18 protein-coding genes and 3 pseudogenes are annotated in these 20,702 nt (G+C 58.9%); 17 read left to right on the top strand and 4 right to left on the bottom strand.

The window, feature by feature from the left end:
• Window positions 1-470: 470 nt before the first annotated feature.
• The 9 genes from H7847_RS17975 (at window position 471) to H7847_RS17935 (ending at window position 9,143) form a co-directional block, all read left to right on the top strand.
• Window positions 471-1,550: a phosphoenolpyruvate carboxykinase (ATP) gene (locus H7847_RS17975; RefSeq protein WP_227270861.1), complete on the top strand. Its 1,080-nt coding sequence runs from the start codon at window positions 471-473 to the stop codon at window positions 1,548-1,550.
• Entirely contained in the window at window positions 1,550-2,173 is a 624-nt protein-coding gene (locus tag H7847_RS17970; protein ID WP_227270860.1) for a hypothetical protein, read from the top strand. The genes H7847_RS17975 and H7847_RS17970 overlap by 1 nt, the downstream gene beginning before the upstream one ends.
• Complete coding sequence (locus tag H7847_RS17965; RefSeq protein WP_227270859.1) at window positions 2,170-3,771, top strand: alkaline phosphatase family protein; 1,602 nt, start codon at window positions 2,170-2,172, stop codon at window positions 3,769-3,771. Before H7847_RS17970 ends, H7847_RS17965 begins: the two co-directional genes overlap by 4 nt.
• Window positions 3,758-4,705, top strand: coding sequence for an ABC transporter ATP-binding protein (locus H7847_RS17960; protein WP_227270858.1), 948 nt, complete (start codon window positions 3,758-3,760; stop codon window positions 4,703-4,705). The genes H7847_RS17965 and H7847_RS17960 overlap by 14 nt, the downstream gene beginning before the upstream one ends.
• Window positions 4,702-5,769, top strand: coding sequence for a DUF6001 family protein (locus tag H7847_RS17955; RefSeq protein WP_227270857.1), 1,068 nt, complete (start codon window positions 4,702-4,704; stop codon window positions 5,767-5,769). The genes H7847_RS17960 and H7847_RS17955 overlap by 4 nt, the downstream gene beginning before the upstream one ends.
• A 5-nt stretch (window positions 5,770-5,774) precedes the next feature.
• Entirely contained in the window at window positions 5,775-6,311 is a 537-nt protein-coding gene (locus tag H7847_RS17950) for a DUF6031 family protein (RefSeq protein WP_227270856.1), read from the top strand.
• Window positions 6,312-6,377: 66 nt separating this feature from the next.
• Window positions 6,378-7,583, top strand: coding sequence for an aspartate aminotransferase family protein (locus H7847_RS17945; RefSeq protein ID WP_227270855.1), 1,206 nt, complete (start codon window positions 6,378-6,380; stop codon window positions 7,581-7,583).
• Entirely contained in the window at window positions 7,570-8,010 is a 441-nt protein-coding gene (locus H7847_RS17940; protein WP_227270854.1) for a type II toxin-antitoxin system RatA family toxin, read from the top strand. The genes H7847_RS17945 and H7847_RS17940 overlap by 14 nt, the downstream gene beginning before the upstream one ends.
• Window positions 8,010-9,143 carry an SDR family oxidoreductase gene (locus H7847_RS17935; protein WP_227270853.1) on the top strand — a complete coding sequence of 378 codons (1,134 nt, stop codon included), beginning with the start codon at window positions 8,010-8,012 and terminating at the stop codon, window positions 9,141-9,143. The genes H7847_RS17940 and H7847_RS17935 overlap by 1 nt, the downstream gene beginning before the upstream one ends.
• A 298-nt stretch (window positions 9,144-9,441) precedes the next feature.
• On the opposite strand, the gene H7847_RS17930 is transcribed toward H7847_RS17935, so the two are convergent.
• Window positions 9,442-10,356, bottom strand: a complete 915-nt coding sequence (locus tag H7847_RS17930; RefSeq protein WP_227270852.1) for a LysR family transcriptional regulator — start codon at window positions 10,354-10,356, stop codon at window positions 9,442-9,444.
• Window positions 10,357-10,593: 237 nt separating this feature from the next.
• Here H7847_RS17930 and H7847_RS17925 point away from each other — a divergent pair, with 237 nt between their 5' ends.
• From H7847_RS17925 to H7847_RS17910, 4 genes are read left to right on the top strand one after another with little or no spacing between them, the layout of a single operon-like run.
• Complete coding sequence (locus tag H7847_RS17925; RefSeq protein ID WP_227270851.1) at window positions 10,594-12,129, top strand: ABC transporter substrate-binding protein; 1,536 nt, start codon at window positions 10,594-10,596, stop codon at window positions 12,127-12,129.
• 12 nt (window positions 12,130-12,141) lie between these two features.
• On the top strand, window positions 12,142-13,059 hold the full coding sequence (locus H7847_RS17920; protein ID WP_227270850.1) for an ABC transporter permease: 918 nt from the start codon (window positions 12,142-12,144) through the stop codon (window positions 13,057-13,059).
• The gene (locus tag H7847_RS17915; protein ID WP_227270849.1) at window positions 13,059-13,943 is read left to right on the top strand and encodes an ABC transporter permease; all 885 of its coding nucleotides are present in this window, start codon (window positions 13,059-13,061) and stop codon (window positions 13,941-13,943) included. The genes H7847_RS17920 and H7847_RS17915 overlap by 1 nt, the downstream gene beginning before the upstream one ends.
• Window positions 13,940-15,541 (top strand): ABC transporter ATP-binding protein, encoded by a 1,602-nt coding sequence (locus tag H7847_RS17910; RefSeq protein ID WP_227270848.1) that lies wholly within the window; start codon window positions 13,940-13,942, stop codon window positions 15,539-15,541. The genes H7847_RS17915 and H7847_RS17910 overlap by 4 nt, the downstream gene beginning before the upstream one ends.
• Here H7847_RS17910 and H7847_RS17905 read toward each other — a convergent pair whose 3' ends face one another.
• Both H7847_RS17905 and H7847_RS17900 read right to left on the bottom strand, forming a co-directional pair.
• The gene (locus tag H7847_RS17905) at window positions 15,542-16,612 is read right to left on the bottom strand and encodes an alanine racemase (RefSeq protein ID WP_227270847.1); all 1,071 of its coding nucleotides are present in this window, start codon (window positions 16,610-16,612) and stop codon (window positions 15,542-15,544) included.
• Window positions 16,613-16,623: 11 nt separating this feature from the next.
• Complete coding sequence (locus H7847_RS17900; RefSeq protein WP_227270846.1) at window positions 16,624-17,811, bottom strand: aminotransferase class V-fold PLP-dependent enzyme; 1,188 nt, start codon at window positions 17,809-17,811, stop codon at window positions 16,624-16,626.
• A 133-nt stretch (window positions 17,812-17,944) separates the two neighbouring features.
• On the opposite strand from H7847_RS17900, the gene H7847_RS17895 reads away from it, so the two are divergent.
• Entirely contained in the window at window positions 17,945-18,967 is a 1,023-nt protein-coding gene (locus tag H7847_RS17895) for an asparaginase (RefSeq protein WP_227270845.1), read from the top strand.
• A 71-nt stretch (window positions 18,968-19,038) separates the two neighbouring features.
• On the opposite strand, the pseudogene H7847_RS17890 reads toward H7847_RS17895, so the two are convergent.
• Window positions 19,039-19,350, bottom strand: a pseudogene (locus H7847_RS17890) (IS110 family transposase); the annotation flags it as partial.
• 70 nt (window positions 19,351-19,420) lie between these two features.
• Between H7847_RS17890 and H7847_RS17885 the strand changes: the two are divergent.
• From H7847_RS17885 to H7847_RS27220, 3 genes and pseudogenes are all read left to right on the top strand, one after another.
• A pseudogene (locus tag H7847_RS17885) lies at window positions 19,421-19,606 on the top strand (integrase core domain-containing protein); the annotation flags it as partial.
• Between the two features lie 480 nt (window positions 19,607-20,086).
• Window positions 20,087-20,275: pseudogene (locus H7847_RS27225) on the top strand (aldehyde dehydrogenase family protein); the annotation flags it as partial.
• A 22-nt stretch (window positions 20,276-20,297) separates the two neighbouring features.
• The coding region (locus tag H7847_RS27220; RefSeq protein ID WP_406676021.1) for an aldehyde dehydrogenase family protein at window positions 20,298-20,702 on the top strand (405 nt) is incomplete at its 3' end.

Genomic DNA, 20,702 nt, shown 5'->3' with positions numbered 1-20,702 from the left:
GACCTCGCCTGCGTGCCAGTGCTTGCGACACTTGACGCGGCGTGGTCGCCCCGCCGACTGGGGGTGTTATCCAGCATCGGCACAGAGCTGGAAATGGCCGGTCACCTGAGAGCCTGTCGCTATGGAAGCGACGGTGACGCTGATTTTCATGTGTTCTCGGCAGTTCAGAAAGGGATTCTGCGGATCTATTGGACCACAGCAAATGCGCCTGCTCCTGAAGACATAACGCGCGTCTTGGACCCTGCATGCACCGCTTTGGGGATCAGCGATTGCTTTCTTCATGTCGGGATGAACCGTTCGGACATGGGGGTCGTCACGCTGTCACCCTTTTGCGCAGACCCGACCCTAATTGCAGCGGCCCGAGCCGAGGGCGTCTGCCCAATCTGGGTCTCTTTGTGCATCGGGATCGGGCGCGCGCCCTTTGTGCCTCGTCGGAAGTCAGCCCCCTTGGCACAATTGGCAGGTACAGCATGACTTCAACAACGATATGCAATGGCGCTTGCACGCTGGCGCTGAATTGGCCGACCCCAATGGCACCGATGGCGCGTAGGTTAATCAGATTTCTCGCCCCGTATTTCGAAACTCAAGAGAGCGTTGTGACGCCAGATGTAACCATTACGCTGGCTCCCTTTGAAGAGGCCATTGACCACCTGCCTGACGCCCCCCCTAGCCCAGTGGATTTCCGGCGCAGTTCATGCCCATCGTACAACCTTTCCGGGCAGCTTTGGGCTCAACCGCAAAAGTCAATCGCGATAGATGAGACAAGTTCAACCGCCTATGTCGTTGATCGAGCTACCCGCAAGGTGACGTTCTTTGGTACGTCCCAAAACCCTGGCTCCACAATTCATTTGCATGATTTCACCCGCTATCTCGCATTGCTGGTCGCGCAGTCAAAGGGCTGGGTTCTATTACATGCCAGCGCCGTGACAATCGGCGATGCAGCGGTTCTTGTCATGGGGCACAAGGGAGCGGGCAAAACAACGACAATGCTTAGCCTCGTGGAAAGGCAGGGTGCGCGTTACTTTTCTGGCGACAAAGTTCTTGCAAAAGTAGTCGGATCAGAGCTTTGCCTGAAAGCCTGGCCAGACATTCCCTACATCGGTCTCGGGAGCCTCGTTGCCTATCCAGATCTTGCCGCCAGATTGGGCATATCATTTCAGGCGCCGGGCGGTGAACGGTACGCGCTGAACTCAAAGCACCTGGTAGATCCCGACCTGTTTCGCGATGTGGTCGCACAGTCCCCCATCACAGAGACGACCAACCTTGCTGCGCTCGTACTTCCCAATGTCAATGAAACCGCTGGGATCCGGTTGTTGAGCGATGCGCAAAGAACACCGGGCGCGGTGGCCGACATTCTGGAATGGCCCGACCAGTTCTTAACGGCGCAATGGCACCGGCTTTACCTTGAAGAAGCACGTTCAGGCATACCTGACAGCGGTTCGTCGGTTCTGGAAGCACTAACCAAAGCACCCTGGATCGAAGTGCAAGGCAAGATCCCTACACCGCCTTTGCGCGATATTCTGAACACAACGCGGACGGAGACAGTCTGATGAGCCAGATGCGTCTCGCTATTGTTGCGCCAAGTGGATCGGGCAAATCAACCACGGCGGGCTTCATCGAAATGCGCTGCCGCCAGCTTGGAAAATCCGCGCGCATATTGAAACTTGCAGACCCCCTTTATCGCCTGCAACAGCAATTCTACGCCACGGCGGGCCAGCACATAGAGACCTATCAACAAAACCAAAAGTTGCTGGAAGACATCGCGATGCATCTCCGCTCCATTTGTCCGACGTCTATTGTGGATGACTTCGTAAAGCGCCTGTCGGAGTGTGTTGAAGATGTTATCGTCAACGACGATCTGCGTGACCCCGATGTTGACCTGCCAGTTTTGCGGCGCCTCGGATTCAAGATCCTCCGGGTTTCGGCGGATGCCGGGTCCATCGCGGCGCGACTTGATCAGCGTCAGGACCTTCAAACTCAACGCACGTCAACCGTCGATCAGACAGCGATGCGGATCCGGCCTGACCATGTGCTCGTAAACTGCGGCACAAGCTTGCAAAACTATGCCGCGGATGTCTTCGCGTTCACCGATACTCTTTTGCAGGAAGCCTCTGGGGACACGTCCCGACCATTCGTTTCCCCACCACTTCGGCAGGTCGAGCTATGGAGATGACAAAGCTCCCCCAAATGTGCTGGATTGTCGTTGACGGACTTCCCAAGTGGCTTGTTGATCGTCAGCTCTCCAAAAACCCAACGAAATTTCCGACGCTTGCAAGGCTGATGCGCACCGATCAGATTGCGCGGTTGCTGCCCGTCAGCCCGAACTGCCAAACGCCGCCGTCGTTGTGCAGCCTCTTCAGCGGCGCCGGTCCCGGAACGCACGGTCTGACCGGCTTTGATGTCCCGGATGCAAACGGTCCCCTCGCAACAAGCAATGCATTCGCGGCATTTCAAAGCGACGTTCCGATGATTTGGGACCACTATGCCAAGGCAGGTTTGAGCGTGTCGCTCTGTCATATCCCCTTTGTTGACGCGCATAGCTTGGGCGAGGCACTGGTATCGCACAGCTATGGTTTTGTGCCTCCGACTGTTGCGCCATTTTCCATCGACATTTCAGACGGCGAGGGTGCGCATAGGGTCGCCGATCTGGGTCTCCAGGTCATGACGCAGCGACACCCCGATGGCGGTGTCTGGATTGACGTCAGCGGGCCATCGGGGTCAGCCCCTCAAAAACTTCATCTGAAGTCAGGCGAATGGGCACCGATCACGATTGTGTCCGGTGCGCCGACGCTGGCGTGTCTGTGTGAAACGGATGACGGTGTTCAAGTCCATGTCCTCGGGTCCTATTCCTTCACACCGACAGGCCAGGCCCCTGATCAGGTTGGGGAACGATTTCCATTTGTCGCCGGTGGTCTGGCTAAAGTTTTCCGAAGCGGAGGATTTGGCCGTCCTCTAATCGATGGTGGAGACGGTCGTGCGGAGAGAGTTCTGTTTCGCGGCGTATCCGAACTATCAAAGCGATTTTGGGCAGAAGCCGTTGTCGCCGTCGCGGCGCAAAAGGCAGACTTCATACTTGCCTATCAACCGGCCTACGATCTTCTGTTCCATGAAATTCTGGGGTTGGTTGATCCTGAGAATGCACACAGCACGCCGGCCCGTGCGCTTCTGGCAGACGCCCTTCTTTGCGACGCATTGGCAGAGATTGACTGTGGCCTTGCCGCTGTGGTCAGCGCTGCGGGAGGCCGACCATGCGTGATGTGTTCGGATCATGGGATGAAGCCCGTTGACACTATTTTGTGTCCCAATGTCTTGCTGAAAGACTGGGGCTATCTGACGACACGCGCAGGGCAGATCGACCCGGACCAGTCGGTCGCCTATTTTCACCCGGCCGAAACCGGCGCGGTCTGGTTCGCCAAGACTGCAAAAGGCGATGCGCCTGAGGCCATCTTGGATCGCCTGACACAAGCATTTGCTGAATACACCGGTCGTCCTTGCGGTTGGTTCGCGACAGATGTGCGCCCCAACGCACATGATCATTTCGCACAGCATCGGTTCTTTGCGCCCGGTGTTGGCCAAACGTTGAAGGCCTATCTGGACGGACCGGCCGTCAGGCCGAGTCGAAAAACAGCCGATCACGCGACCTTTACAGAAGACGCTAGCCTGCATGGCGTGGTTGCGGCTTTGAACCATAGGGCGACGCTCCCAAAGTGCGTTGCGGCCCAGGACGTCGCACAGGTTTTCACGCGGGAGGTCCACGATGTCGCGCATTGAAACGATTGACCAAGGCAAAGCCGAAAGGTCCGTCACGGCAACACCTGCGCTTGCGGCATGTGACCTGCGTTACAGCTACCGGGGCACACCTGCGCCGGTCACCGACGGTGTTAACCTGACGATTGAGGCGGGCGAGATTTATTGCCTGCTGGGCGCCAATGGGACGGGAAAAACCACGTTGATCCGCCAACTCACGGGGGAGTTAACCCCAGATCGTGGCACGGCGTTTATACGGGGTGTGCCGGCATTGCAGCAACGGGCGACCGGCAATCGCGGAGTTGGGATCCTGCCCCAATCAGCGAACCTCTTCGAAGCGTTGAGTGTCCGGCAGCATCTGGTGTGTTTTTCGGAACTCAAGCTCGCTGGGCGAGCTCAACAGCGTGCAGCAGTTGAAAGGAGCATCGACAGCTTCAATCTCAATGCTCTTTTACGCAAGCGCGCCGGCACGCTAAGCCTTGGTCAAAAACGGCTCGTCCTGGTTGCGCTTGCGTGCCTGGGCGATCCGGGCCTGCTGTTGCTGGATGAGCCTACGGTTGGCATGGACCCGGCGGCGCGGCGGGTCTTGTGGGAGGTTCTACGCGATGCGCAGCAACGCGGAACCGCCATTCTGTTGACCACTCACTACATGGACGAAGCCGAGCAACTTGCAACAAGGATTGGGTTCTTGTCGCAAGGCCGGATCAGCCATGAGGGCACGCTCGACCAACTGCGGGCCCTGCTAGGCGCCAAAGTGCGCCTTACGGTGCGCGATGCTGAAAGCAGCCAGGCCATCGAACAAAAGTTCTTTTCAACCCCGGAAGGCGCAACGACCTATGTCCGCGAGAAAGGCATCACATTTTACGCGCTTGAACCATTGTCGCTCGAAGACATTTACCTGGAACTGACTGCGACAGCTCATGGACCCAACGCCCATCCCCAAGAGGCCGCGCAATGAGCCTTGACCAGATGCATACAAAGCCGCGCAGCCTTGCAGAGCGCAGATTTGCAAACTGTGTGGCGTTTTTGGACACGCGCAAGACCAATTTCCAAAACATGCTGGACATCGTCGCGCGCGAAATAGAGGGGCTCGAGCATATGCTGCTGACAAGCTCAGCCGTGCATGGCCTGGCCAATTCAACAAGCGACATCGACACGATTTGTGTTGTGGACGGCGCAGATCTTAAAGCACGCACCGCAACCCAATTTTTTGACGGCGACAACCATTTTGAGACGATCATCTTCTCGAAGTCAGAAGTGGCGCAGGAACTTGAACGGCTCAGGGAAGCAGCGAACGGCACCGCAGCGGAAGCCTTTGCAGCCTACAAAGGCTGGAACAAGCATGGCCCAATGAACCGCAAGTACCTTGAGCGTCTTGTCAACGGTGTGACCGCAGACGGAACCTCACCGTTCCTAGCACACCTGGAAACGCTTGGCCCACTTTGGCGCGCAGCCTCACTTGGGCATGCGATCATGGCGGCTAGCTGCATGACCTTGTCAAACCGATCGGCTCAAGGTCGGGCCGCCGTTGGCTATGGCCTGAACGCTCTGCTGTTTGGCATGGATGCTGTGATGTCCCACCACGGGCAGGTCTATTCGAACAAGAAATGGTACCGCCTCCGCTTTTCCCGGTTTGTTTCTGCAGGTCCTGTCATGGAGACTTTCAGACCTTTTGTTGAGCAAATCGCAGACCTTTGGGGCGGCCTGATGTTTGCCCTGCGGGAAGGAACAACGCCGCAGGAGATTTTCGCTGGGATCAATGACATTGTGCTTCGGATCGACGCAGCGATGGGAACGGAAATGCGAAACGGTGCGGCTTGGCAAGAGGAGGCCCGGACCGTGACCAAAGCATTTCTACCCGGTTCCCACGTCTGCGTCTCAGCAAATCGGAATGCCCTGTTCATGAATGGTCCGATAAAGCAGGTCGCGGTCGGAGAAGAAACCGAACTTGGGCCGGACGAAGCACAAAACACACTCCGCGCGATCCGCGGTGGGGTTTTGTCCATCAGGTTTTCGGAGTGAATGACATGACCTTGGCCGAGAATGACGTTCAGTGGTTCCCCGTTCTTCAACGGGCATTGCCCGCCGCCGCGCAAGACGCCTTACCACGCACTATTGCGGCAGCTTGGTTGCTCTTGATCGATGGGAATGCCCTTCTCGAAGACTTCGAAGGAGCAGCGGGTGAAGCGGACTTAACCGAGGTTCTCAAGCTACGGCTGGCGGAGCTGTTCGTGGAAATAGATCTCACCCTAGACGGTGCAAATGATGTGGATGAGCTTCATTTCTTGCCACTGGCGCTTGACTTCGGTTTGCACACATTGGGCCATCTCGACGGCGATAAACTCATTGCCTTGCTGCAATTTGGCGCTGACGAAAGCGACCCGCACGCGCGCCTTCTGCCAATCTGGGAGAATATCCTGGACGCATTCCCGGGGGAGGTTCCCAACCCACTCTTGGCGGACGGTCAAGGCGATGTATTGCGCGCCTTGCAGAACTGGTCCCGCCTTTGCCGCGCGGCGGAGGTTGACGATAGTTTTCTGGCCCCTCTGGTACAGGCGGTCTAACGCATGTCGAGTTTCATGCAACGCTATGGAAAGGCATTTGGTCGGCCGCAGGCGATGTTGCTCAAAATGACAGGCATGTCAGCGGGTGAAGCCTTCGCCGAAGGCGCCTGGGTCACAGATACCAACGGCCGGCGATGGCTCGACTTTGGGTCATTTGGTTTGCATCTGTTGGGGCACCGTCACCCGGAGGTGGTCAAGGCTTGCGTCGATCAACTAGGGCGCGTCGCACTATCCACCAAGATACTTGGCAACGAAGAAGCAACTGTCTGTGCCGAGCGCCTGATCGCGAGCGTTGATGCGCTCATGGACGGTGTGATCTTCGCCAACAGCGGGGCGGAGGCGATTGAAATTGCCCTGAAGATGGTCAAAGCCTCAACGGGACGCCAGAGAGTATTGGCGCTCAAGAAATCGTATCATGGCAAAAGCAATGCCGCCTTGTCGATCAGCGACACATTGTCGGGACAATCCGGAAATCACTCCGGGTCGTTCAACACTACTTTTGTTGATCCTGAGAACCGCGACGCGATTCACGCAGCTCTGTCGAGTGGTTCTGTTGCTGGAGTTTTTGTCGAACCAGTGCAAGGCGAAGGAGGGATTATAGAGATTCCGCCCGACACGTTGTTCTGGATTGCAAAGCAATGCCGGACGCATGGCGCGATCTTTGTGATGGACGAGATTCAAACAGGGCTTGGCCGCTGCGGAAAAGTCTGGGCCGCGGATCATGGCCAGCTCCAACCGGATATAGTCACCGCTGGGAAAACACTTGGTGGCGGGGTCTTGCCATTAAGCGCGGTGATTTTTGCCCGCCGCAGACTAACGACTGCCGCGACCGACCCGGTTTTGCACGCCTCTACCTTTGCAGCCTCCCCGCTCGCGACTCGCGTCGGGTCCACCGTCGTCGATCTTGTGCAGCAAGAACCCTTTCTGGACCGCGTCCAACAGCTCGGGACAGTGGTTCGCAGCGGACTGGAGTCGCGCATTGGCCAACTTAAGGGGGTTGTCGATGTCCGCGGCCATGGGCTGATGATCGGCGTGGAGTGCGCCAGCCCGGACTTCGCAGGGGAGGTGGTGATCGAGGCCGCAAAGCGCAATCTGCTGATTACCTTCTGCCTCAGCAACCCCAGGGTCATTCGCATTTACCCCCCCGCCGTGACATCAGACAGCGACGTGAAGCTGGGCTTGGATGCCCTTTGCGAATCCGTTCGTGCCGCAGGCGCACATCTGGACGTCAATTCAGATACAAACAAGGAGCCAAAGAATGCCCATTGTTGAAAACAAGGTTGTCATACCGGAGGTCGACATTGCGATGGTCTGGGACGTGATGTGCGATTTTGAGACATTTCCGGACCTGATGGCCGACGTGGTCTCCGTCAAATGCTTTGACCGTGATGGACCGCACCTGAAATCAAATTGGGTCGTGCTTCTCAACGGCAGCGAATTGATGTGGGAGGAACAGGATGTCTTCATCCACCACGACGAGATCCGCTTTCACCAGATCGACGGCGATCTTGAGGTTTGGGAAGGCGTTTGGACGACCAGACAAGAGGGACCTGACGTTGTCGTGAACCTGAAAGTTGAGTTTGACATCGGCATCCCTTCGCTGGCCGAAATTCTCAATCCCATCGGCGAAAGGGCCATCAATGCCAACACGCGACAAATGCTTGGCGCGATCAAGGGTACGAGCAAGGCGCTTGCATGATGTCCGCGACTGTCCAGACCGGTAGCCACGCCCGGATCGTAGTGACAGGAGCCTCTGGCGTCGTCGGTGGTGGCCTGGTTCGGGCATTACTCCTTTCGCTACCGGCAGGCATCGACTTGTGTTGCTTGTTTCGGTCTCAGGCGTCCTTCCAGACGTTTTGCAAGACGCTAGACTCGAAAGACGCCCTGCGTGTTCAGCCAGTCTTCGGCGATCTAACGCGGGCTGATACGCTGAAGAATGTACTGGGTCAGCTGGCGCCCACTTCTCTCACAATCGGTGTTCACTGCGCTGCGGACGTATCCTGGGAAAAGAGCTTTGGCGCTTTGAAAGACCTCAATGTTGCTGGAAGTCGTGCCTTCGCGGAGGCGCTTGTGCAGCACCCGGGAACAACCCGGATGATTTATGTCTCCTCGGCTTATACGGCACCGGACAATTGGGACTACAGGAACGGCTACGAAGAAAGCAAAGCTGCCGCGCATCGCATGTTGCGCGACTTTCCAACCGACCTGCAACTCTCGGTGTTTAGCTGCAGTCTGGTGATCGGTGATAGCGATGGGGGGGCAATCAACCGCTTCCATGGCATCTATCCTTTGGTGAAAACGCTTGCTACGGGCAACTTGCCGTTTGTCGTCGGGAACCCGGACCGCATCGTCGATCTTGTGCCAGTCGATGTCGTGTCTCGCGAGCTGTCTCGCCACGTTCTGGCAAGACTAGAGGGCCAGAACACCGGGGATATGGTTGTCGCGGCCGGCCACGGGGGACTCCCGTTGGGGCAGGTATTCGTTTGTATTGAAGACTGCGTGAATGCGTTTTGCCGAAGGTACGGGCACGCTGAAAGATCGCCAATGACCTTTGTCCCTTTTCGGCGTTGGGAGTTCTTGCGGCGCTCTTTGAAGACATGGCAACCGGAGGAGCTCTCAATACAGGAGTTTCGGCTGTTCGAGCGCGTTCTCAGTATCTACAAGCCCTACATCGACAGTGATCGGGTCCTTGCGCCATTGAATATGCAGGAAGACGTTCCAGAAATGTACGACGTTCTCAAAAAGTCGGTGAACTATTGGTTGGACATTCACACAGAGCTAACACTGAAACGTTTGACGCCACGCCGGGGTCTGGCAAGCGAATTCAGCTAGAACGGGCGATGCCAAACACCTCTGCACACACCCCGAAGCTGCTTCAAAAAGTCTTATTTGGATATCTTGCGTCTTTGGATCGCGGATCACAGGCGAAATCCGTTTCGTGGAAAGCCTCTTCGGGCTGGTCGCGTGATCGTGGCACCCACCCCAGCCAAATCCTAGACTGAGACAACTGATGCAACGGACCCCCCATTTTCCACCCATCGGAACACTGCAACTTGGCAGACTTCTCCTTAAGGTCACTCTATCTTGCCTGAGCATGCGGAGCGTCGAAAGGCATCTGTGTCGAGCAATGCTAGGTAGAGCTGTCGGATTGTTTGCACATCACAGTCCAAGCTGCCTCCACCAACTCGCTGCGGGTGACGCGCAGTTTATAAGCTGAAATCGTGACAATCGGGGTCAGGCCGTCGCCCTGCAACTCGACCAGCGCCCCGGCTTTCATGTCTTGGCGAACAAGCCGTTCCGGCAGCCAGGCGATGCCTGTGCCATCCAGCGCCACGCGCCGCAGGCTTTCGCTGAGCGGGCTTTCAAACACTTTGCGGAATTTGCAGGGCAGTTTGGGCAGAACCGGTTGCACGATCCGATCTGAAAACGAGAAACTGCTATAAGCCAGCAGCGGAATCGGTGTCTCGGCCTCCATCCACTTGGCCGGCAGGGCAGCGCGCAACGCCGGGGACGTGACCAGGATCATGCGATCAGCGTCGATCTGCCGGATTTCAAGCTGGCTGATAACATCGGCGTCCAGCACCGTGTCGCCGGTGTCATAGCTGAGCAGGATGTCGGCAACGCCGGTCAGGAGTGCCTCAAAATACTGCTCTATCCCCTGAACTGACGGCAGGATCGAGATTGAGGCCTCGGAGTTTTCGCGGACGAAATCCCGGACGATGGGCGGCAGAAAGCTGATCGACAACGTGTGCAGCGTGACGATGCGGACCGACGTCATGTCCTGCGCGTGCATCAGGCGCAAGTCCTGGCGCGACAGGTTGATATCGGCAATAAGCGCCTGCGCCTTGGGCAAAAACTCCTCACCCGCCGTCGTCAGCCGGACCGGAAACGACGACCGATCGAACAGCGTCACACCCAGCCAGTATTCAAGCGCCCGGATGCGTCTGGAATAGGCCGGTTGTGTCACATGACGTTCCTCGGCTGCGCGACTGAAATTGCCGGTCCTAACCAGAGCTGCAAAATCTTCAAGCCATTTCAGTTCCATGGCAAAATCTGGTTCGGTTGCAAGATACGCGGTGCCGCTTTGCCAGAGTGATTTCGAGCCATGTACTGAGGTCCTTTGGTTGCTGCCTGGTATTGCTCGCCAGAAGACCACCCTGACATACCCATCACCGCCAATGCAAAAAAAGCATAACTATCCTCCGCAACGGTATTGGACAGTCGGCCTGCCCCCCGCGTCTCATGTTGGCTTAATGATAGTCGTCAACAGGGATCGAATGACATGAACCTCAAGCCCTTCCTTTTGTGTATCGCGGCAACGCTGATTGCGGTGCCTCCTGCTGTCGCGGATCGACAGGATGACACGCTGGTGGCCGCCTTCCCGCGCGAGATCAGCACCACGGACGGGCTTTACAATACCCGACGGGAGAACGACATTCTGGGCCTCCTGATCGACGATGCCCTGTATTATGTCGATCCTGAGACGCAGGAGCCGGTGGCTCTATCTGCACTGTCCCATGAGTTTGTGAATGACACGACACTGGTGGTAACGCTGCGCGATGATGTGACATTCCACGATGGCAGCCTGATGACATCCGCCGATGTGGTTTACTCCTTCAACCACATCCTCGATGAGACCACCGAGACCCGTTTTCATGCTCGCATCGACCGCTGGCTCGACAGTGTCGAGGCACTGGATGAGCGCCGCGTGCAGTTCAACATGAAATACCCCTACGCAATGGTGCTCTATGATTTTGCCTACTACACCAAGATCCGGCAGGAGGGCTCCTATGAAGTTGACGGCGTCACAGTGCCCGATGCACAGCGCGAACTGGCGCTTGGTTCCGGCCCCTACCGCGTCATCGAATACATCCCCGGGCAACAGGTCACGCTGGAGCTTTACGAGGGCTACCGCGAAGACAGCCCCAAAGCGGTCGCCTCGATCCGGAATATCACCATTCGCATCATCGGCGATTACGCGACCCAGGCCGCCGAAGTTATGGCCGGCGGTGTTCATTGGGCCTTCAACGTGCCAACGGACATCGCGGAGAATGTGGGCAATACAGGCCGCGCCCGGTTTGTCGCAGGGCCCTCGATGCGGGTGGGCTATGTTGCCCTGGATGCCGCCGGGCGGTCTGACCCCGATGGTCCGATGACAGATATCCGGGTGCGGCGCGCGCTGAACCATGCCATTGATCGTCAGGCCATCGTCGACAACATCGTGCGGGGCAGTTCCGGCCCCCTTTCGACGCCCTGCCAGCCGATCCAGTTCGGCTGTGATGAAAGTGCTGCCGTCGTCTATGCGTATGACCCCGATCTTGCCCGCTCGTTGCTGGCCGAGGCCGGTTATGCCGACGGGTTCGAGCTGGTCCTCACCGCGTCGCGCGACCGCGATGTGATGGAAGCGCTGGTGGGCTATTGGACGGCGATTGGTCTGGACGCGCGGCTGGACTATCTGCGCAACGTTGCGACGCCGCGCAATGCGGGCGAGCTGATGGCCTTCTACGGCTCGTCGGGCTCCTTCTCGATCCCGGATGCGGGCGCGATCATGCCGGACCGGTTCATCACAGATCAGCAGCGGGTCTACACCGGCGACGAAGCGCTGTCGGAGCTCGTGGCCTCCACCAACAGCACCTACGACCAGGACCTGCGCAAAGAGCGGTTCCGCGAAGCCATCACGCGTATCACCGACCAGGCCTATTGGGTGCCCGTCCACCGCTATTCGCAGAACTTTCTGTTGTCGAACGAAATCGAATACGTACAGCCTGAGGATGGCATGCCGCGCCTCTTCATGGTGCGCTGGCAGAATGCGGACTGAGGTCTGAGCCAAGTGCTTGAGTATATTCTCAGACGATGCGGGCTGGCGCTCTCCGTGGGGTTTACCATCTCGCTGGTGGCGTTCCTCCTGCTCAACTTTGCCACCGACCCCGCCGTCACCATGGCCGGCGAGGAGGCGACAACCGAAGAGATCGAACGGCTGCGGGCGCTTTATGGTTTCGACCGCCCGCTTTACCTTCAATACTATAACTGGCTGGTCAGCTTTTTCCGGGGTGATTTTGGCGAAAGCGTCCATTGGCGGTTGCCGGTGGCCGAACTTGTGGCGCGTCACTTCCCGGTCACATTGTTGCTGGCGGGCATGTCGCTGACGGTGACGATCCTGGTGGCAATCCCGCTTGGCGTGCTGGCCGCAATGAACCCCAATACGCTGATCGACCGGATCGCGCTCTCGATTGCGGTGGCCGCACAGGCGATCCCGAATTTCTGGCTGGGGATGATGGCGATCCTGCTTCTGGCGGTCACATGGCCGATCTTTCCGGTCTCGGGCAACAACACGATCTGGCATTTCATCCTGCCGGCCTTTGTTCTGGGCCTCTCCTCGGTTCCGGCGATCATGCGGCTGACCCGCACCGGGTTGCTGGAAGTGATGGGCACCGACTATATCCGCGCTGCCCGTGCCAAGGGGTATCGGGGTGGCGCGCTGCTGTTTCGTCACGCGATGCGCAATGCGCTGTTGCCGGTGGTCAGCGTGCTGGCGGTGCAATTTGGCGAGAAACTGGGCGGCGCCATCGTCACCGAGACGGTTTTTGCCATCAACGGCATCGGGCGGCTTGCGGTCCAAAGCGTGCTGATCGGGGATGTGCCGGTGGTCCAGTCGCTTCTGTTCCTGTTTGCGATGTTCTTCGTCTTTGCCAACCTGCTGGCAGACCTCCTGAACGCGTGGCTCGACCCACGCATCCGGCTTGCCTGATGAGCGCAGTTGATCTTGACCTCGAAGGCGAGCCTCCGTTGCGGGCGACGCTGCGTCGGATGCGTCATCACAAGGGGATCGTCTTTGGCGGTGTGGTGGTGGTGATCTTCATGCTGCTGGCGGTTTTCGCGCCACTGCTCACGCCTTATGATTACGCCACCCAGAACATCGCCAACCGCATGGTGCCGCCAGTCTGGGCCGGGGGCAATTGGACCCATCCGTTTGGCACCGATCATCTGGGGCGCGACTACCTTGCGCGGCTGCTTTACGGCACGCGGATCTCGGTGATTGTCGGCGTTGGCGCATCCACCATCGGCTGCTGCATTGGCGTCACCCTGGGGCTGGCGGCGGGTTATTGGGGCGGTCGTGTGGACCGGTTCGTCAGTTTCCTTCTGGCCTGCCAGCTGGCCATGCCCACGATCCTGCTGGCCATGGCGCTGGTCTTCATCATCGGACCATCAACGCTTGTGGTGATCTGCGTCGTTGGCGTTCTGCACTGGAACCTGTTTCTGGTGGTCACCCGCGCCGCCACGATGCGGGTCCGCGAGATGGAATTCGTACAGGCCTCGCGCGCGCTTGGCGCCTCGCCAATGCCGATCATCACCCACGATGTGCTGCCCAATGTCACCTCCCACATCATTGTGATCTACACCTTTGAATTCGGCAAGGCGATCCTGGCCGAGGCAACGCTCAGCTTCCTGGGCGTCGGCGTGCCCGCGCCGGCCCCCTCCTGGGGGCTGATGATCGCAGAGGGGCGCAATGCGCTTTTCTTCCAACCCTGGCTGGTCATCATCCCGGGGGCGGCGTTGTTTCTTCTGGTGATCGCGGTCAACCTCATGGGCGACGGCCTGCGCGACGTGACAGCGCCGGAGGCGCGCCAGTGAACGAGCAGACCAACGCGTCGCAGCCAACGGCCGAAATCGAGAACTTGACCGTCTCGCTGCCGGTGCCGGGCGGCACACTGGAGGCCGTAAAGGGCCTGTCGCTGTCGCTGTCGCCGCGTGAAACCTTGGGGATTGTCGGCGAAAGTGGCTCTGGAAAATCAATGACTGCGCTGGCTTTGATGGGGCTTTTGCCGCCCGGCGCGCGGGTGGAGGCTGACCGGATGCAGGTTGGCGGCGCTGATATCCTGACGATGTCGGACCGTCAGCTCTCGGCCGATATTCGCGGGCACAAAGCGGCGATGATTTTCCAGGAGCCGATGACATCGCTGAACCCGGTCTATTCCATCGGGCGCCAATTGACCGAGGCAATGACGATGCATGGGCAGAGGTATGACACGGCCCGTACCCGTGCGCTGGAGTTGCTCCACGCGGTCGGCCTACCGGACCCGGAGGAACGGTTCAGCCAATACCCCCACCAGTTTTCCGGCGGGCAAAGGCAACGGATCCTGATCGCGATGGCGCTGATGAACAGCCCCGGTCTGCTGATCGCGGATGAGCCGACCACGGCGCTTGACGTGACGATTCAGGCACAGATCCTCGATCTGTTGAAGGAAATGCGTGAAAAGCTGGGGATCGCGGTCATCCTGATCACCCATGATTTCGGCGTCCTATCCCATCATGCCGACCGGGTGATGGTGATGCTGAAGGGCGAAGTGATCGAAACTGGCCGGACCGAAGCGGTTCTGCGCAAGCCGCAGCATGAGTATACACGCCGCTTGATCGACAGCCTTCCCAAGGCCCATTCCCGTCCGCCGCCGCCCGACGGCACGGCGCTGATCGAGGTCGAGCAGGTCAGCCAGAGCTATAAGTTTCGCCGGGGCCTCTTCTCACCCATTCGCACAATCGAGGCGGTGAAGGATGTCAGCTTCACGCTGAGCGAAGGGGAAACCCTGGCCTTTGTCGGCGAAAGCGGTTCGGGCAAATCGACACTGGCGCGGATGCTTCTGGGGCTGGAGGCCCCGAAAGCGGGGCGCATCCGTCTCGACGGCACTGATATCGCATCGGTGCCGGACAAGGTCCGCGCACACCTGCTGCAACCGATCTTTCAGGACCCCTATGGCTCCCTCAACCCGCGCATGTCGGTCAGCCAGATCATCCGGCGTCCCCTGGATATCCATGAGATCGGCACAAGAGCCGAAAGGGCCGAGCGTACCCGCGCGGTGATGGAACAAACCGGCCTGTCGCCAAGGTTCTTCCACGCCTTCCCCAGTCAGATGTCAGGCGGTCAGCGCCAGCGCGTCGCCATTGCGCGCGCTCTGATCCTGAACCCGCGCATTATCGTCTGTGACGAACCGACAAGCGCGCTGGATGTAAGCATCCAGGCCCAGATCCTGACGCTGCTGGAGGGGCTGCGCGGGCGCCTGAATTTGACGTTGTTGCTGATCACCCATGATCTCGGCGTCGTTCGGCAAATGGCCGATCGCGTAATCGTGATGCAGGACGGGCAGGTCGTCGAGGCGGGCATGACAGCGGAACTCTTCGCCGCCCCGACGCAGGATTACACCCGCACACTTCTGGCCTCGGTGTCGGCGCTCTGATCAGGTCCAGCCGTCAACCCGCGGCCAGATCCGACCGTCGGTCAGATGATATTGCCCATGGCCCCCGGCGGCGGTCAGGCAGGCATGGACCGGCAGGATGCGCACCATCGACCCGATCGGCAGCCGGTCATAAGCACCTGGATCACGGACCGGCACAGTGCCATGCTCCTGATGCACTACCTTGATTGACAGGCCAAGCGGGGCCAGGGTGACCGGATCGCAAAGCCAGCCATATCCGGCATCTGGCAGATGCGCCTCCGCGCCGATATCCTTGGACATCGCCAGCGCACCCGCGTCGACAGTGAGCACGCCCGCCGCGCGGTTATGGCCGATCACGGTGGCCAGAACCGTGAGCGCAATGTCGTCGAACCCGCAGATATTCCGCCCCGCCTGCGACAGGTCGCAGAACAGATAGATGCCCGCCCGCAGCTCGGTGATACCGTTCAAATTGCGCGCGTGCAAAACCGTTGGCGTCGAACCGATGGACACTGTGGGGACGGCTAGCCCCCCCTTCCGCAACCGATCCGCAGCCTGTCGCGCCGCATCGGCCTCAGCCAAAGCCGTCTGCCGCACCATCGCAAGATCATCAGTCGCGTAGGCGTGCCCTGCATGGCTCATGATACCTTCGAATTGGGGGCCAAGCGCCCGGGCGATCTGTTCCAGCGCCGGGTCGGTCACCGGCAGGCCGCCGCGATGCTCGCCGCAATCGATCTCGATCAGTACCGGGTTTGGCAGGTCGCTTTCGGCCAGCGCCACAGCCATCTCGACAGAATCCACCGCCAGCATCAGCCCAGGCCCGATCCGGCAGGCGCGTGCGAACTTGTTCGGCGTGATGCCCACCGCATAAAGAATATCTGTGAACCCGGCCCGTGCAAAATGCTCCGCCTCCGCCAGGGTCGAGACCGTGATGGTAGACATCCGCCCGCCGGTGGCCAGCCGGGCCACATCGACAGATTTCGGCGTTTTGACATGGGGGCGCAGCGTGATGCCAAGGTCCGCGCAATGGGTCAGCATCCGCTCGGCATTGGCACTGAGCCTGTCGATATCGAGGATCAGCGCCGGCGTCTCCATCTGGTGATAGTTCAGGCTGATCTTATAATCTCCAACACCTGCGACACATCCGTCATGTCGTTATAAAGATGGAAGCCAAAGCGCAGCATCCCGCGTCGGATGGTAAATTTCACATCGCCCTCGGTCAACGCCGCCGCGATCTGGTTCAGCCTTTCGTCGCCCGTCGTATAGGTGTCGCCAGCGCCCATTTCTCCCACCGTCACCAGATGCGACCGCCGGTCGGGGTCTTTTGTTGTGGCAACCGTCAGCCCCAGACCCTGCAGACCGTCCCGCAGGGTATCCGCCAGGCCGAGAGCGTGACGTTCGATAATCGGCACCCCGATATCCAGCAGCTCGCCAAGGGCGACATCGGACACGGCGATCCCAGTCCAGTTGTAGTTGCCGATCTCAAACCGCGTCGCATCCGGTGCATAGTCGAAATCCGCTCCCTCATATTCGCTCTCATGCCCGGTGGAATGGATCGAATGGCGCGCCACAAAGGCCGGGTGCAACCGGTCCAGCCAGTCCGTGCGGACATAAAGAAAGCCAAGACCCATTACCCCCAGCAACCCCTTGGACGTCGACACGGCCACCCCGTCGGCCATGACCTCGTCTACGTTCAGATCCAGAATGCCGCAGCTTTGCACCGCATCGATCATAAAAAACGCATCCACCGCCCGCGCCGCGCGGCCAATCGCGGCCAGATCAGTGCGGAAACCCGGCGTGAAGGTCACCGAGGCCGCTGTGACCAGCCGGGTTCTGTCATCAATCGCGGCGATCATCCGGGCCGGGTCAATATGACCGCCCACATGGTCAATCTCACGCAACTCCACGCCTTTCGCGCGCAGCGCCATCCAGGCGTAGATGTTGTTGCCATGCTCCAGCTCGGGCGTCAGGACCACATTGTCGCCGTCCCGCCAGTCGATGGCAGTGGCCACGTGGTTGATACCCTCGGAGACATTCTTGAGGATCGCGACTTCTTCCGGCCCTGCCGCGCGGATCAGCCGCGCGAATTTCTCACGGCAGCCCTGCTTCATCGGCACCCGCTCCGCCTTCGACATATTGGCCAGCCAATGCCCCTCGATCATCCGCTCGGCAGCGGCTTTCGCCGCGGTCGAGATGATCCCCCGAGACCCGATGTTGAGATAGATCTGGCGTTCAGCGGCGGGATACGGGCTGCGCCAGGCCAGCGCGATCGGGTGGACGGGGGGATGTGTCATGCACCCGATCATAGGCAAAGCCCGTATCAGGGGAAGCCATGCAGCGATGCCGTTTTGGCATGACTACAGGCGTTTTATCTTTTCGCCTCCGCGCGTCTTGTTCACTAGGGTCATGGAAAAGAACGGGGTTTTCATGAAAGACTTTGCAGAACTGGCCGAGGTTTGGCGGTGCGGCGTGCTGGAAAGCCGTCATTGGGGCGTGGCTGCCGTGTCAAACGCTCAGGGCGAGGTGATCGAAGGCTGGGGAGATATCTCCACCATCACCTATCCCCGCTCATCGATGAAACCGTTTCAGGCGCTGCCGCTGATCGAGACAGGTGCTGCGGACGCCTATGGCCTGACCCCGCGCCATCTGGCGCTCGCCTGCGCGTCGCATCGCGGCGAGGCGCGTCACACCGAACTGGTCTACGACTGGCTGAAGACGCTCGATTGCACACCCGATGGCCTTGCCTGCGGCCCGGATTACCCCAACCACATCGGCACGCAACATGCGATGATTGCGGCTGGCATCCAGCCTGACCCGGTCCATCATAACTGCTCGGGCAAGCACACCGGGTTCCTGACAGTCTGCCGTCATTGTGGTCATTCAATCGAGGGTTATAAGGAGCCGGACCATCCCACGCAGCGGGCCTATGCCGAGACGTTGGAACAATTCGGCGTCTCTGTCCCGAATTGGGGGGTCGATGGGTGCACCTTGCCGACACCGGCTCTCTCCGTCGGCGACGCGGCGAGGATCGGCGCACGTTTTGTGGCGGGCAAAGGGGGGGACCAGCGCAGACTGGCCACCGGGCGGCTTCTGGCTGCGATGCGGGCGCATCCGGAGTACGCCTCCGGCACAGCACATCCGATGACCGAAATGGTCGCGGCCACCAAGGGCCGGGTTGTGTTCAAAGGTGGTGCTGAGGCATTTCTGTTGGCGTTCCTTGAGCAGGATGGGCTGGCGATTGCGTTCAAAGTGGCCGATGGGAACTCCCGTGCCAGGATGCCGGCTTTGGTCGCAATTCTGAAAGGCCTGGGCATTCTGGATGAGGGGGAGGTGACCGCCTTGGCGGATCTTGCGCGCCCCAAGCTGCGTGATTCTAGGGGCACCGTCACGGGCCACGTCCAGGCTGCAGACGCTCTGTCCAGCGCGAATGGGGATTTTGGCATTAGCTAGCAGAGTTTTGCGAAGCTGGTTGTGAAAGGATATCTTGTTCCTAGTGCAACACCATTCAAGCGTTATCGGTTTCGGGTCACTGCTTCGCAGATGGCAGCGGCATCGGCGGCATCATTCTTTGCGCCGCGCCGTACATAAGGTTTGACGTAACCAGGAGGGATCAGGCGAACATCATGGCTAAGCACCACCAATTGACGCGCCCAGCTATGAGCCGTCGCACAAGCCTCAGTGCCACCTAAGCAAAGCGGTACCGCCCTAAAGAAAGGCGGCAGCAGCTCTCAGCGCGTGAGGCTCTTGCTATCAATCGTGCTACCCAATGCATCGGCGACATGGACATGAAAAACATTCTTGGCCAGATCAAGACCAACGGTCGTTGGGGTCATGGGAAAGCTCCTCCTGCTATGTGAGACAATCATACGGTCCCTTCTCAGGTGCGTGGCCGTCTTCCCCATCAATGGGCGGATGCGGGATGAATTCCTGAACGGTGAAATCTTCTATTCGTTTCGCCAGGCCCAGATCACTATCGAAGGCTGGAAGCTCGATTACGAAACCAAACGACCACACAGTGCTCTGGGCTACCGCCGCCCACCGGCTCCGGATGCCGTCGTCCCTATGGACCAGAGGCCAACGATGCACTAACTTTCAATTTGGACCATCCAAATGGGGCCGCTCACTGATGCGCAAGTTGCGTGTAGACGGCTCCCATGCAATAAACTCCTATTAGATAACTAATTGTTTTATAATAGAATTCACACTTAAAAGTACCGCGCACCCCGGTGCAATACCTTGTTGCAAGCAAGTAGAAATGTCACTTGCTGTGCAAAGCAGGAATGTCACCACGGGGCGCGATGGTAGCAAGGCTTAGCAGCCCGTAGAACTCAAATATCGCAGGGCTGAAAAGCCTTGCGGGGCCGGTGTGCTTCACCAGTCTTAAGGCATGATGGAGTTTTTGAAGAAGCTATCGATATGAGCTGTCACGACGGCTTTGATCTCGGTCGTTCTTTTTGGTGTTGGTTTGTTTGTCGGTGTCTCGCTTGGTGGCCTGAACACTGAAATTGATTTTTATGCGGATTCTACGTCAGGGCGCTATATCTTTGATGAGAGTGTAAGACGCGGTGTTTGCGACGGATCGCGAGTGAGATGAAAGGCAAGACCTTTTCGCAGGACCCGAGCAATTTGAACATGGCGTGGCGTGAACCTTACGGGGTCGTCGCGGCAATCACGCCGTGGAACGCGCCTTTGGGCCTTGCAACGCTGAAATTTGCGCCAGCGCTCGTGATGGGCAACACGGTTGTGATCAAAACCGCCCGAAGAAGCGTCGCTTTGCTTTATCCGCCTGATCGAGATAATTGCGGACCTGCTTCCGCCAAGGGTGCTGAACATGGTCGCGGGCTGCGGGGAGGAGGCGGGCGCCGTGCTTGCCTCGCATCCCGATATCGACAAGGTGACCTTTACCGGATCAACGGCGACGGCACGCGCCATCATGAGTGCCGCGACCGACCGGATCTTGCCAGTCAGTCTGGAATTCGGCGGCAATAGCCTGTGCATCGTGTTCGAGGACGCCGATCACGACTGGGCGGTACAAGGCGCTCTTGACGCAATGCGGTTCACCAGCCTCGCGGAGGTGTGTCGCAAAGCCGGAATTGCTGAGGCGACATTCTACAACTGGCGCAAGAAGTATGCGGGCTTGATGCCAAACGCCGGGTGCAGGCCAAGCTACGGGAGGATCGAGCCG

The sequence above is a fragment of the Roseobacter weihaiensis genome, assembly GCF_020622345.1.
GTDB classification, from domain to species: domain Bacteria; phylum Pseudomonadota; class Alphaproteobacteria; order Rhodobacterales; family Rhodobacteraceae; genus Roseobacter; species Roseobacter weihaiensis.
Note: the sequence above shows the minus strand (reverse complement) of the source record. Positions and strands in the feature narration are given on the sequence as shown.

Excerpts from the sequence above, each read along its gene's own strand:
- H7847_RS17975 (WP_227270861.1), top strand. The coding sequence starts at position 471 with ATGACTTCAACAACGATATGCAATGGCGCTTGCACGCTGGCGCTGAAT.
- H7847_RS17970 (WP_227270860.1), top strand. The coding sequence starts at position 1,550 with ATGAGCCAGATGCGTCTCGCTATTGTTGCGCCAAGTGGATCGGGCAAA.
- H7847_RS17965 (WP_227270859.1), top strand. The coding sequence starts at position 2,170 with ATGACAAAGCTCCCCCAAATGTGCTGGATTGTCGTTGACGGACTTCCC.
- H7847_RS17960 (WP_227270858.1), top strand. The coding sequence starts at position 3,758 with ATGTCGCGCATTGAAACGATTGACCAAGGCAAAGCCGAAAGGTCCGTC.
- H7847_RS17955 (WP_227270857.1), top strand. The coding sequence starts at position 4,702 with ATGAGCCTTGACCAGATGCATACAAAGCCGCGCAGCCTTGCAGAGCGC.
- H7847_RS17950 (WP_227270856.1), top strand. The coding sequence starts at position 5,775 with ATGACCTTGGCCGAGAATGACGTTCAGTGGTTCCCCGTTCTTCAACGG.
- H7847_RS17945 (WP_227270855.1), top strand. The coding sequence starts at position 6,378 with ATGACAGGCATGTCAGCGGGTGAAGCCTTCGCCGAAGGCGCCTGGGTC.
- H7847_RS17940 (WP_227270854.1), top strand. The coding sequence starts at position 7,570 with ATGCCCATTGTTGAAAACAAGGTTGTCATACCGGAGGTCGACATTGCG.
- H7847_RS17935 (WP_227270853.1), top strand. The coding sequence starts at position 8,010 with ATGTCCGCGACTGTCCAGACCGGTAGCCACGCCCGGATCGTAGTGACA.
- H7847_RS17930 (WP_227270852.1), bottom strand. The coding sequence starts at position 10,356 with ATGGAACTGAAATGGCTTGAAGATTTTGCAGCTCTGGTTAGGACCGGC.
- H7847_RS17925 (WP_227270851.1), top strand. The coding sequence starts at position 10,594 with ATGAACCTCAAGCCCTTCCTTTTGTGTATCGCGGCAACGCTGATTGCG.
- H7847_RS17915 (WP_227270849.1), top strand. The coding sequence starts at position 13,059 with ATGAGCGCAGTTGATCTTGACCTCGAAGGCGAGCCTCCGTTGCGGGCG.
- H7847_RS17905 (WP_227270847.1), bottom strand. The coding sequence starts at position 16,612 with ATGGAGACGCCGGCGCTGATCCTCGATATCGACAGGCTCAGTGCCAAT.
- H7847_RS17900 (WP_227270846.1), bottom strand. The coding sequence starts at position 17,811 with ATGACACATCCCCCCGTCCACCCGATCGCGCTGGCCTGGCGCAGCCCG.
- H7847_RS17895 (WP_227270845.1), top strand. The coding sequence starts at position 17,945 with ATGAAAGACTTTGCAGAACTGGCCGAGGTTTGGCGGTGCGGCGTGCTG.